The sequence below is a fragment of the Clostridium sp. genome, assembly GCF_051278035.1.
In the GTDB taxonomy this organism is placed as follows: Bacteria; Bacillota; Clostridia; order Clostridiales; family Clostridiaceae; genus Clostridium_AD.
Genome location: NZ_JBNMNU010000127.1, coordinates 1 through 12,628, shown reverse-complemented (window position 1 = coordinate 12,628; position 12,628 = coordinate 1). Strand labels below are relative to the sequence as shown.

The window sequence follows — 12,628 nt, the reverse complement described above, 5'->3', positions numbered from 1 at the left end:
TGCTTGGATACCAGTAGTAGCTCCAATTTGTGGCGGCATCGTTGGTGCGCTAGCAGTAGTTGGTCTCTTTGGTTAAATTACAATTTAAATTATATTAATAATAAAATACTTTAATAAAATAAAAACATCCAATATGCATTATGAAATTGGGTGTTTTTGTTATAAATTAATTGATTTACATATAATGTTGATAAGGAGAGAGGTATAATTATGGAAAAAGTTAAAAAGAAGGTATTTTGTGTATCCTCAATAGTTTTTATCTTGTTGAATTTAATTTTATATTTTACTGAATTAGGAAGAATTACGACATTTTCAATAACTTGTGTGATAGACATAATAATAATTTTTAGTGTATTAAATTCTATAAAAGTTAAAAAGACTACTTCAATTGAAACAAAAAAAACTGATAATATTAATGAAGAATTATTTGCATTGTTAGAAACCATGGATTTTGACATTAAGCGTCTAACCTGGCATTCAGAAGAAAATGTAACTGTATTTAACCAAATAGTGAAACAATCGAGTAAAGTGGTAGAACTTAGTGAAGAAAATGTAGCAAGTACCGAAGAGATAAGTGCAGGAATAAATGAGTTCACTGAGGTTTCGGATAAACTCAAAAAAAATATTGTTATGATTGAGGAGAGTTCCACTAAATCAATTGAAATGCTAAGTGAAAACAGAAATACTATTAGTGGTATATCGTCTCTTATTATGGATTTAACAGATAGAATTAAACTTACATCAAGTATAAATTCAGATTTAAATACTTCTTCTAAGGATATTAGAAAATTCGTTGATAACATAAAAAAAATTTCATCTCAAACTAATTTACTTGCACTAAATGCAAGCATAGAGGCTGCAAGAGCAGGAGAAGCAGGAAAGGGTTTCTCTGTAGTAGCAAATGAAATAAGAAGGCTTTCTGAGAGTACTAATGAATTTGTAATGGAAATCGAACAAATTGTTGGCCAAATATTAAGTGAAGTTGAAAGCTCTAACAATGCAATTGATACATGTGTTGTAAGGAGTAATGATATTGAAATTTCAGCTAAAAAATCAGAAAATGTAATTGTAGAAATTCAAAATGTACTAATTAGTTTGAATACTTCAATTAACGAGATAAAGGAAATATCAACTACTCAAGTTACTACCTCACATGAAATCGATCAGGCAATATCAAATGTGGCATATGCAGTGGAGAGTACCCATCAAGTAACCTATGAAACTATTAGTACAATAACTGCTCAAAAGGATAAGAATGTTGAACTTTTAAATTATTGTACTAAACTTTCAGATATGGCCAGTGGGGTTCAAAAGTTAACAGCAAAAAATAAAAACGAAGATGAAATTATATTTGGAATAAATCCATTTACATCACCTGAAGATATAAAAAACATGTATATTCCAATATTAAACAGTATATTTAATAAAATAGGTTACAAAGTGAGAACTATTATAGTAAAGGATTATGAAGCATTAAGCTTAGGTATACAGGAAGAGACCATTGATGTTGCTTGGTTCTCACCTTTTGCATATGTTAAGGCACATGAAAAACTTGGGATAGTGCCACTTGTTTCACCTAAAGTTAATGGCAAAGTTTCTTATAATGGGTACATAATAACTAGAAAAGATAGTGGGATTAATAGCTTAGCTGATTTAAAAGGGAAAAGCTTTGGTTATGTTGATGAAAAAAGTGCATCTGGATATCTTTATGCAAGAAATATTATTAAAACTGAAGGTATGAATCCTGATAAAATATTTAGTAGAACATCTTTTATGGGTAGTCATGATAATGTAATAAAAGCTATATTATTAAAGGAATTGGATGCTGGCGCAACTTATAATGAAGCTATGGAAAATGCGTCTAATCATGGAGTTGATATATCACAGTTTAGGATACTTGCAAAAACACAAGATATACCAAAGGATGCCATTGCAACAAGTAAAAAACTATCAAAAGAGTTCTGTGAGAATTTAAAGAAGTCGTTTATTGAATATGTTGCTACTACCAATATAAAATCACCTATAGAAGGATTTGTTGAAAGTAATGATGAAAAGTATAATGTCATCAGAGATGTTTTAAAAAAATAGACTACTTTCCAATTTACTCTATACAAAGTAATGTTTTTATAAATAAACACCAATTCATTGTTCCTATCCTATAGAGAAAGCCTACATCATGGCTTTCTCTATAAAACAAGCTTTTTAATATTATATAAAGATTTTAAAACTAAAAAGTTTTGAGGAAAGAATCTTCCTATCGTCCAATAGCTAACACCACTAAGGTTAAGCTCATTTACTAATTTCAGTTTCGCTCTGATACTTCTTGCATCCTCAAACCAAGCTACACGCTGCTTACCATTATCACCATAATAATTAAAGTAAGGAGATTGTGCTACCACGTCATATTTTATTTCTGCCCCCTCTCTTGCCGCAATATTAACTGCACCTACATTAGAAATTACTGTTGCCCTTGTCCCACGCTGGTAAGGCAGTGTCCAAACATAGCCATAGTTGGGTATGCCCATTAATATTTTATTACTAGGTATGGCAGTTACAGCATAATCTAAAACTCTTGTAACAGCATTAAGTGGTGCCACCGCCATAGGAGGCCCAGAGGTATATCCCCATTCATAGGTTATCAATATAACATGGGACGCTAATTTACCATGAACAGAGTAATCATGAGCCTCATACAACAATCCCTTTTGTTCATCCGATAGCTTAGGAGCTAATGCTGTAGTTACAGAAAATCCTAAGGGACTTAGCTTTTCTACTGCCTTTTTAAGGAAGTTATTATATAATTGTCTATCATCAGGATATACATACTCAAAATCAATGTCTAAACCATAATATTTTTTTGCTCTCAAGGTTTGTAAAACATTATTAAGCAATGTGTCCGAAAGCTGTGCACTCGCTAAAATTGTATGTGCTAGATCACTATTAAATCCTCCACCTGGCACCAGATTTGTAATCACTAAAATTGGTGCTACCTTTGCCTGCCTTGCTGCTTCAATAATAGGAGCATCATTAATAGATATTAGAGTTCCATCTTCTTTTACTTGGTGACTAAATATGCTAATGTATGTTAGATACGGCAACGTCTTTTGCAAAACCTCCTTTGTTATATTAGTGAAGGCATATCCGTTTACCTCTATAGTTCCAATCTTTCTAGTGCTTGTAGGAATATTCAGTATCTGCCCTGGATATATTAATGAAATATTTGCTATGTTAGAATTTGCAGCATTAAGTTCACTAAGTGTTAAACCATAAGTAACAGCAATTGTATAAAAAGTCTGCCCTGAGGCAACTATATGTTTTCTAACTCCTCCTAGAATTACTAAAGTCTGTCCTACTATCAACCTATCTGGATCCGCAAGTTCATTATCTACAGCAATTTTATTAAAAGAAACATTATATAAACGAGAAATTGAATAAAGAGATTCTCCTGATTTTACAACATGGATAATCAAATGGTTTTCACAACCTTTTTTTCTTACTTTAGTTTAGTATATGATTGCCAATTGAAATATGACACGTGTATGGGGTCAGACCCTTGTAAAAAGCTGGAATATATTCTGTTTTAATTATTTAAGTATCCTCAAAAATAGGTATTTTAGCTTTAAGTGCATAACAAAGAACATAACAACAGTTAACTTCATAATATATATAATGTATTTATATTATGGAGGGAATGCTTTGAGCAAATTCAATACGGAAATGTTACACGTAAATTTTGGAATTGGAACAGGTGAAACAAAACCAATTATTCCTAGAAAATATACCCTTACTCATTCAGACGTTACCGGAGAATTATTTTTAACTATTGCAGCAAAGTATGATTATGATAAAATCACTGACATGAGGGATGAAGTACTGGCCGAATGGATCATGGTTAATAGTGGGTATGCACTGATGGTTATTGTTATGGTAGATAAAGAAAAGAACCCAATAATGTCAGCGGTACGTAATAACATTTTCACAAAAGAATTACCGCTGGCATTGCAGGCGCTTAGATATGGAGATAGAGAATTTTTCAGAGAAAATCCCTCTTTAGATAAAGCTCCTATTTACGTGAAATTCAATTCTGTTTTTCCTATGTTTAATCGTTTAGAACTATGGGGAACGCCTTCCGATTACAAATAAAAATTCTTAATGAATTTCATTATTACTGGATATGTGAAGAACCCTCCAACTAACGAAAAATATGGTTAATTGTTTTAGAGTCAATCTAAAGCATTTAACCATCCCTTTGTTATTTCCATCCTTTTACTTCTTAATAGGAATCCAAACCTCCGATTAAATTGCTGTTTTTTTGTTCCATAAAATTCATTCTCCTCTCCTAATCTTCTCCAGAATTTCTCTAATCTTTGCTATTTCTTCATATTGAGTTCTTAGAATCACATGTTCACTAATAATAGGAAATCCCATGCTTATATCTTCTCTTCTATATTGCATATCACTTTCAACTTCCCTCTTACCAGAAGTATGTACCGAATAAGATTTAGTGTAGCTTATTACATCTTCTACATTACTTGAATTTATGCCACTTCCTATGAGAATTTCTATCTTGTGTTCTGATTTTTCCACCAGTTCTTTTAAAAGCTCTCTACCCTGCGTGCAGTTGTTTTTCTGGCCTGAGGTTAGAATAGAATTGATTCCCAACTTCTTTGCTGCCTCTAGTGTATCAAAAGGATCTCTGCATACATCAAAAGCCCTATGAAGAGTTACATGCATTCCTTCTGCCTCTGCTATAAGCTCTTTCATACCATCTATATTAAGTGTTCCATCTGGTTTTAACATCCCAATAACTACACCACTTGCACCAGCTTTTTTAAACATTTTTATATCTCTTTTCATTATTTCGAATTCGTTTTCGGTATAATGAAAATCACCATATCTAGGTCTAATTAAAACATTCATTTTTAAGCTTATTTTTTCTTTTAATATTTTGAATAAGTTTATATTAGGTGTGGTACCCCCAATAATTAGATTACCGCAAACTTCCAGGCGGTTTGCTCCACCTTTTACCGCTTCCATAGCTGATTCTACAGAATCTACACAAACTTCTAAAATAAATGACATAATATTCTACTCCTTTTCTACAAATAAGTGATACATAGATGTTACACCTTCTCCTACATATCTTACTGGTAAATTTTTTTTATACAATCTTCAATCCAGCATATATAGGCTTTTTCTCTCATAATTGCACCATTTAAAACCATATAATCACCAAACTTAGGAGAAGATACTTTAGAAATATCTTTTTTCTTTAAATGCTCTTCCATAGTATTTTCTAGATATTCTAACCTTTCCGAATGTTTAGTTAATGCACTTTGAAACTGCATTAATAAGGCGTCATTAGGTATTTCATCACAAAAATATGCTTTAAGCCTAAAAATATCTTTAGGCGTGTGTTCTAAAGGTTCGTCTTTTACAAGCCATTTTTGCAAAGAATTCTTTCCTTTTTCTGTTATGGTATATAATTTTTTTTCTAGTTTTTCCCCTTGGATAATTATTTCGTATGAAACTAGACATTCGTCAGTTAGTTTCTTTAATTCAATATAAATTTGACTATGGTTAGTATACCAAAAATCTACTAATCCGCTATTAAATTCTTTCATCATATCATAGCCAGTTAATGGCTTTCTATTAATCAATCCTAAAATCGCATATTTTAATGTTCTCATATAACAGCACCTCATTCTTTTTAATATTATTTTATCATAATTAAATGAAAAGTAAAACACAGCATGAATAATAAACATGTTAGTATTGACATGTTTATTATAAAAGAACATACTATTATTAATGGCATTGTAGATGCTATCCTAAAATACACAATTATATAATAATTAAAATATTGTTTATCATTTAAATTTGGGAGGGTATATATGAATAAGTATAAAAAGTTGTTTGAACCAATTAAAATTGGAAAATGCGAACTAAAAAACCGTTTTGCATTAGCACCAATGGGACCACTGGGACTAGCTGACAGTGAAGGTGGATTTAATCAAAGAGGAATTGATTATTATACGGAGAGAGCAAAGGGTGGTACAGGGCTAATTATTACTGGAGTTACTTTTGTTGATAATGAGGTCGAAGAACATGGTATGCCGAATTGTCCATGCTCTACATATAATCCAGTTCAATTTGTTAGAACAGGAAAAGAAATGACTGAAAGAATACATGCATATAATGCAAAGGTGTTTCTACAACTGTCAGGAGGATTTGGTAGAGTTACTATTCCTACTAATCTTGGAGAATTTCCACCAATTGCACCATCACCAATTCAGCACAGATGGCTTGATAAAACTTGCCGTGAAATTACAATAGATGAGATTAAATATATAGTTAAGAAATTTGGAGATGGAGCATATAATGCACAGAGAGCTGGTTTTGATGGAGTAGAAATTCACGCTGTTCATGAAGGCTATCTTATAGATCAATTTGCTATGTCATTATTTAATCATAGAACTGATGAGTATGGTGGAAGCTTAGATAATAGACTTCGTTTTGCTCGTGAAATAGTTGAAGAAATTAAAAAAAGATGTGGAGAAGATTTTCCTGTAGTTCTTAGATATTCGCCAAAGAGTTTTATTAAAGGCCTCAGAGATGGAGCACTTGCAGGGGAAGTATTTAATGAAAAAGGTAGAGACCTTGAAGAAGGAATTGAAGCTGCAAAACTACTTGTATCCTATGGATATGATTCATTAGACACAGATGTCGGATCTTACGATTCATGGTGGTGGAGTCATCCCCCAATGTATCAAGATAAGGGATTATATAGACCATATGCTAAATTAATGAAAGAAACTGTAGATGTACCTGTTATGTGTGCGGGAAGAATGGACAACCCAGATATGGCCTTGGAGGCTATTGAAAACTGAACATGCGATATTATAAGTCTTGGGAGACCACTTCTTGCAGATCCTGATTACGTAAATAAATTAAGAAGTAATAATTGTGAATCAATTAGGCCATGCATATCATGCCAAGAAGGATGTATGGGACGCATAGCATTATTCAATGCTTAACTGTGCTGTAAATCCTCAGGCTTGTAAGGAAAAAGATAATGCACTTCTACCAATATTAACGAAGAAAAAAATTTTAATAGTTGGTGGCGGAGTAGCAGGATGTGAAGCAGCAAGAGTTTTAAAACTTAGAGGCCACGAACCCGTTATTTATGAAAAAAATGATAGATTAGGCGGAAATCTTATACCTGGAGGAGCACCAGACTTTAAAGAAGACGATATTGCTTTAGCTAATTGGTATGAGCACACATTAAAAGAATTAGAGGTTCAAGTTAATTTAAATAGTGAAGTTACAAAAGGACAAATTTTAAATGCTAATTTCCATAGTGTAATAATTGCCACTGGTTCTACTCCAAAAGTATTTCCACTTGGAGATGACGAAAAAGTATTTACTGCAGTAGATATTTTACTTGAAAAGAAAGACTGCAAGTGTGCGACAGTTATAGTTGGTGGAGGATTAGTTGGATGTGAGCTTGCACTTCATCTTGCTAAAAAAGGTAACTATAGTAGAAGCCTTAGACAAAATACTTGCATTAAATGGACCACTCTGTTCCGCAAATAGTGAAATGCTTGAGAGATTAATTCCATTTAATAATATTGATGTAAAAACAAATTCAAAAGTTAATGCATATAAAAATGGAATTCTTGAAATGGAAACGGAAAATGGAATAGACAAACTAAAATGTGATTCAGTAATACTTTCCGTAGGATATAAAGAAGAAAATTCACTATATAAAGAATTAGAATTTGAAGTTCCAGAAATTTATCTATTAGGAGATGCACGAAAGATTTCTAATATTATGTATGGTATTTGGGATGCTTATGAAGTTGCAAATCATATATAATTAAAGGGTTTTTAATAGTTAAAAAAATGTAGCTTAGTGATTTAACTAAGCTACATTTTTTCATAAACTGGAAGTCTATGTTTGCTAATGAATACGCCCACACTCACACACAGAATTTAGTCTTTCTATCTTAAAATTTGATTCAGCCAATATTTCTGGCCAAATCTTAACCATTTGGTATACCGCTTTTTTCTTATCCTCTACTAATTTATCCCAATATATAAGTTCTGGATCAGTCTTTTTGGCATAATCTTTAGTTTCACCATATTTCCAACCTCCCTTTTTTTTAAGTTTATATATGCTCTTATATTGGTTTTCAGCTAAGATATTTAATTCATTAATTGTGAATTCCTTAAATACTGGTTTTTCTTTAACAGAAACAACCTCATAATCAATTTTAAGTAAAGCGTTAGGAATATTTCTAACTTGGATACGTCTCAAATTTTTAAACTCGTAACTTGTCTCCTGCCAAGGTATTATAACATCCTCATCCATATTGCTGCTTTTTTCATTATTTACTCTATACTTTTCATGAATATCTCTTGCAAGCTTTTCAATTTTTTCACTATAGAAAGCATCATGCATTAAATGGCGTAAAAATTGCTCTTCATCTACATGTAGTTTTAGCTGTTCTTTAGAAGGCAGATGAAATTGTTCCCATTTAGTAGCATTAGTTAACATACTCATCTCGAGTATCGCTTCCATAGATCTTGCTTCATGTTTATATCTTGGAATTTTAAGAAGTGCTCGTAATACGCCATTATCAATCTGAGTTTCTCCGTTATTGTATATAAGATGAGGTACTTTACGCTCGAGTAGTGAACGTAGCAGCATTGCCCTTCGTATTATAAACAACTGATCTCTTTTATTATTAGTTTGATTTGGTCCAAGCATATTTACATAGCCCCTTAACCTACTTATAAAGTCAGGTCCTTTTGCACTTTTAAATTCAAGTAAAAACTGTTTTTGTTCTTTTGAATCTTCAAGTTCTTCACCACGAAATCCTTTAAAAGTAGTACTAGTTCCCCCAGCAAATACAAAAATAGCTTTTCCAATAGGGTGAATGGAATCTCCTTCTCTAAAAACACCATCTTGCATAGGTGCTAAGAAATATTTTAGCCATCCAAGTTTTCCGTCAAGATCAGAATCAAATTCGTCAAAAAACACTAGTGGAATTTTTTCTCCAAGGGCAATATCGCGTACCTTGTGAAAAGCATTTACTAAATCAAGCGGTGTATGAAATTGAGATAAATTAAAATCTATTTTTTCAATTAAATCTGAAGCTATGCTACTAGCTACTTCAAGGATTCCAAAAGATTTTCCAGACCCAGGAGTTCCAAATACTGCAATACAAAGAGGCCTAACCGTATTTTTTGTTGAAATATACTCAAGCATAAGATTTTTAATGCTCCTATAGCTTTGTATTTCTGCTTTATCCACTGTTGTTAACTTTCCAAACTGTGCAATTGGTATATATTTAAGCGCACTTTTTACTCCGTTTTTAACAATGTCATATGCTATCTCTTCTAAATTAGTAGAGCTTTTATCCTTTAAAATATACCAACAAGCATTACAATTATTATTGTTATTATTATTTAAAGAAGGCACTACTACATCTTGGACATTCTCTCTAAGTATAAAATCATATTCCTTTTCAACAAATATAGTAGGACTTGGAAATGGAGATTCACAGGCATCTTCACCAAATCCCTCTATAAAGTATTTTTGAGCAGACACAATTCCTTGAGGTATACCTGTACTTATTGATTCAGACAGCTCTTCATTATTTTGATTTCCTAAAACAATGGCGCTTGCAAGTCCTGCAACAAAACAAGATGTTAGTCCATACATTTTACCCTGCGATTCTTTAATAAAGTCGCCTTCAAATTCATATGGTAGAAAATACAATATAGTTTCTGATGTATCTTCACTCTTATAATAGATAACCCCTTCAAGACCAAGAGGTACTATAAGATGACGACAATTTGCAAGAAAAGCAAGATTGGGATTATTATTGATTTGCCAAACAAAATCTTGTGCTGTGCTTTCCCATGAGAGACTTTTACTTATATTAACTCCCTTAGAACGTAAATCATCAACATTTATAATTACTATTGTCTTTTCATTGTGAAATTTTTGCAGTTGCTTCCAAAGTGCACTAGAATCAATAGGATTACTCATTTTATACAAGATTGTTGGTGACGTACATTTCGACTTTAAAGCTAAAGGCCAAAATTCTTCATTTGAATTAAATCCATTATTTTCATCATCTAATATAATTATGTCTGCATTAGAATCGTCATCAATAATAGGAAGTAACCTCGGTGAACCATTTAATGGCCCTGTAAAACCTAAAAGTCGTCTTATTCTGTACACCTTTTCATCGTTATTTTTATCATCAAGTTTAGGGAAAAGCTCTACCTCTGCAGTAGAACTTAGAAATTCTCCTAACCTTTTTAATTTCATATCATCCATCTGTGGTGAAAGTACAGATGCTCCTGTTGCCAGTGATACCAATTTTGATAAAAGCAATGATTCTCCTGGTTTTATAGTACTATGCATATTTAAATGAGTTTGCCAATTAAGGCCTGTATAATTCTGAGGATGCACTATCCTTTGCAAGAAATTTACACATATGTCTCCTGAAACAACAATTTTCGTTTTTTTATTTTGCATATTCATACTCCTATTATGCTTTATTTTATTTTTAAGTCATTACATTTTAATCTTATTGTACTACAAATTAACCACAGATTCTCTTTGTTTTTAAATAATCTATCAATTGCAGCTATTGATTTATTTTAATACTTTGTATAAAATCAGCATTTATAAGTTCCTTACCTTTTTTAGTCTCAACCTCAATCCAATTTTCGTTTACATCAATTATTTTTCCAGTTGCTTCTCTACCAAATGACCCTGTAGATATCTTACATGTTTCTCCTATATACTTTTTAATTACCTCGTTCGTCATAATTATTAACCCCTTCTTTTTCTTTATTTTTAGAATTATGGATTTTTGCATTTCACGTTGTTGTGGTAAAATGATAAATAATAGTATGAAAAATGGCACATATATCGCAATCCACGTTGAACTCACCTAAACGCTACCCCCTCATCTTTTGTCTTATGATTGTATCCTCACCTAATCATTGATTACTATTCCTTTTTCATAGCATAATAATTATATGATGTTACTTGTATTAACATAATCATACAGCTCACGAATACTGGGAATGCACCAGTATTAAAAGTAAATTTGAGTAATATAGTAAGTATTACAAATACTAATGATACATTTTTCGAGAATTGAAATGCACGATACCCAGCCTTATAAATTCTTGATACCTGAGCTTCATCACAACTTTCTAAAAATTCCTTATCAAATCTAAATGAAGTTGGGTCACCTTTTAATCTATTATCATTTTTTTGTATATACTTTATAGTAATTATAGCCAAAACTGAAACTGCTATGGTACTAAGCATAAATAGAAATATCACTATTGAGTTGTTGCTACTAGTCTTATTGAAAGTCATTCCAACTAACATAAAGTTAAGTATTAAGAATACATTTGATATTAACATTGCTAAATCAAAAGACTTGGAACCGACTTTTTCAAATTCATCAATTTCTTCATCTGATATATTACTTATTTGGCTATAAGCTTTTTTCCCTTTAAAATATAAATATAATGCTGGGAAGTAGAGGAATATAATTAATCCTAAATGTAATTCTACAGTATTATTCATAAAAAATTTAGTAACTTGATCTCCAATACTCATAAATTCTGATTCATTTAATTTCAATAAGCCAAGTGTAAACAGTGCTCCAACTATGCTACTAATCACCAATAAAAGTATCATTTTAAATATGGTTTTCTTATTCATTATTTCCATCCTCCTCATAGCAAAACATCTCTTCAACAGTGACATCAAATAATCGTGCTAGCTTAAGCACTAAGGTTATTGAGGGATTGTAATCACCCCTTTCAATTAGGCTGATTGTTTGCCTTGATACCCCAGCCATTTGACCTAATTTGGCTTGGTTTATCCCTAACATAGCCCTTTGCACTTTTAGGCTGTTCTTTAATGGCATATAATCCTCCTTTTTACAAGTTTATATTTCATAATGACAAATTTAGTTGTCATTTGAATTGTAACATTGACAATTATAATTGTCAACAATAATCAACAAATTTTAATATCGTGATAAACGCAAAATAAGGGAAGAAATTTATCTCCCCTTTCATTTTTAGTAACTGAATAATATCTTTAATTTTATTGAGTATTTACGTATTCCTTAACACCGTAATGAATCCATCTGATATTTGATGACTTATTTTGAAGGCTTTACCTTGATAAAATTTTAGCGCATTTTCATTCCCATTTGATACAAAGACAAACAAATCTCTTATTGATTTAAATGAATTTAACCACTCCATTGACTTTTCGCACAAAACGCTACCAATGCCAGTATTTCGATAATCCTCTTTTATATAAAACTGAGAAAGACAACCTACCTCATCATTTTCTACCGAATCAAGATCAAAAAAAGTAGCAAATTCATTAGAATATGTCTCCTTTGAAGCAATATTACAATTGGATAGGTTATAATAAGTTGTACATTAAACATTCGGTCATGATGTAATATATAAAAAGGAGAGTGTAAATATCATGGCAGGAAAAACAAAAAATTATACTGAAGAATTTAAAAAGCAAATAATAGCTCTTAAGCAAAATGGTAAATCAACA

At 31.5% G+C, this 12,628-nt stretch carries 10 protein-coding genes and 1 pseudogene; 3 read left to right on the top strand and 8 right to left on the bottom strand.

Going from position 1 to position 12,628, the window contains the following annotated elements:
* The first annotated feature begins 210 nt into the window (after nucleotides 1-210).
* The gene (gene phnD / locus ACJAX4_RS16865; RefSeq protein ID WP_435790614.1) at nucleotides 211-2,088 is read left to right on the top strand and encodes a phosphate/phosphite/phosphonate ABC transporter substrate-binding protein; all 1,878 of its coding nucleotides are present in this window, start codon (nucleotides 211-213) and stop codon (nucleotides 2,086-2,088) included.
* A gap of 98 nt (nucleotides 2,089-2,186) precedes the next feature.
* On the opposite strand, the gene ACJAX4_RS16860 is transcribed toward phnD, so the two are convergent.
* On the bottom strand, nucleotides 2,187-3,470 hold the full coding sequence (locus ACJAX4_RS16860; protein ID WP_435790613.1) for a glycoside hydrolase family 18 protein: 1,284 nt from the start codon (nucleotides 3,468-3,470) through the stop codon (nucleotides 2,187-2,189).
* A 226-nt stretch (nucleotides 3,471-3,696) separates the two neighbouring features.
* On the opposite strand from ACJAX4_RS16860, the gene ACJAX4_RS16855 reads away from it, so the two are divergent.
* Nucleotides 3,697-4,143 (top strand): staygreen family protein, encoded by a 447-nt coding sequence (locus ACJAX4_RS16855; protein ID WP_435790612.1) that lies wholly within the window; start codon nucleotides 3,697-3,699, stop codon nucleotides 4,141-4,143.
* A gap of 183 nt (nucleotides 4,144-4,326) precedes the next feature.
* Here the strand turns inward: ACJAX4_RS16855 and ACJAX4_RS16850 are convergent, their stop codons facing one another.
* Together ACJAX4_RS16850 and ACJAX4_RS16845 are read right to left on the bottom strand one after the other, a co-directional pair.
* Complete coding sequence (locus ACJAX4_RS16850) at nucleotides 4,327-5,082, bottom strand: copper homeostasis protein CutC (protein WP_435790611.1); 756 nt, start codon at nucleotides 5,080-5,082, stop codon at nucleotides 4,327-4,329.
* Nucleotides 5,083-5,144: 62 nt separating this feature from the next.
* Nucleotides 5,145-5,690: a PadR family transcriptional regulator gene (locus ACJAX4_RS16845; RefSeq protein ID WP_435790610.1), complete on the bottom strand. Its 546-nt coding sequence runs from the start codon at nucleotides 5,688-5,690 to the stop codon at nucleotides 5,145-5,147.
* 204 nt (nucleotides 5,691-5,894) lie between these two features.
* Between ACJAX4_RS16845 and ACJAX4_RS16840 the strand changes: the two are divergent.
* Nucleotides 5,895-7,879: pseudogene (locus ACJAX4_RS16840) on the top strand (FAD-dependent oxidoreductase).
* An 84-nt stretch (nucleotides 7,880-7,963) separates the two neighbouring features.
* On the opposite strand, the gene ACJAX4_RS16835 reads toward ACJAX4_RS16840, so the two are convergent.
* The 5 genes from ACJAX4_RS16835 to ACJAX4_RS16815 all read right to left on the bottom strand — a co-directional run bounded on the left by ACJAX4_RS16835 (nucleotide 7,964) and on the right by ACJAX4_RS16815 (nucleotide 12,468).
* Nucleotides 7,964-10,555 carry a Ryanodine receptor Ryr gene (locus ACJAX4_RS16835; RefSeq protein WP_435790609.1) on the bottom strand — a complete coding sequence of 864 codons (2,592 nt, stop codon included), beginning with the start codon at nucleotides 10,553-10,555 and terminating at the stop codon, nucleotides 7,964-7,966.
* A gap of 112 nt (nucleotides 10,556-10,667) precedes the next feature.
* Nucleotides 10,668-10,850, bottom strand: coding sequence for a DUF6897 domain-containing protein (locus ACJAX4_RS16830; protein WP_435790608.1), 183 nt, complete (start codon nucleotides 10,848-10,850; stop codon nucleotides 10,668-10,670).
* Between the two features lie 185 nt (nucleotides 10,851-11,035).
* The gene (locus ACJAX4_RS16825; RefSeq protein ID WP_435790607.1) at nucleotides 11,036-11,764 is read right to left on the bottom strand and encodes a DUF3169 family protein; all 729 of its coding nucleotides are present in this window, start codon (nucleotides 11,762-11,764) and stop codon (nucleotides 11,036-11,038) included.
* On the bottom strand, nucleotides 11,757-11,972 hold the full coding sequence (locus ACJAX4_RS16820; protein WP_435790606.1) for a helix-turn-helix transcriptional regulator: 216 nt from the start codon (nucleotides 11,970-11,972) through the stop codon (nucleotides 11,757-11,759). Before ACJAX4_RS16820 ends, ACJAX4_RS16825 begins: the two co-directional genes overlap by 8 nt.
* A gap of 193 nt (nucleotides 11,973-12,165) precedes the next feature.
* Nucleotides 12,166-12,468, bottom strand: a complete 303-nt coding sequence (locus ACJAX4_RS16815; protein WP_435790615.1) for a GNAT family N-acetyltransferase — start codon at nucleotides 12,466-12,468, stop codon at nucleotides 12,166-12,168.
* Between the last annotated feature and the right edge of the window lie 160 nt (nucleotides 12,469-12,628).

Bases quoted from the DNA above. Each gene is read 5' to 3' on its own strand.
- phnD (WP_435790614.1), top strand. From the start codon at position 211: ATGGAAAAAGTTAAAAAGAAGGTATTTTGTGTATCCTCAATAGTTTTT.
- ACJAX4_RS16850 (WP_435790611.1), bottom strand. From the start codon at position 5,082: ATGTCATTTATTTTAGAAGTTTGTGTAGATTCTGTAGAATCAGCTATG.
- ACJAX4_RS16845 (WP_435790610.1), bottom strand. From the start codon at position 5,690: ATGAGAACATTAAAATATGCGATTTTAGGATTGATTAATAGAAAGCCA.
- ACJAX4_RS16835 (WP_435790609.1), bottom strand. From the start codon at position 10,555: ATGCAAAATAAAAAAACGAAAATTGTTGTTTCAGGAGACATATGTGTA.
- ACJAX4_RS16830 (WP_435790608.1), bottom strand. From the start codon at position 10,850: ATGACGAACGAGGTAATTAAAAAGTATATAGGAGAAACATGTAAGATA.
- ACJAX4_RS16825 (WP_435790607.1), bottom strand. From the start codon at position 11,764: ATGAATAAGAAAACCATATTTAAAATGATACTTTTATTGGTGATTAGT.
- ACJAX4_RS16820 (WP_435790606.1), bottom strand. From the start codon at position 11,972: ATGCCATTAAAGAACAGCCTAAAAGTGCAAAGGGCTATGTTAGGGATA.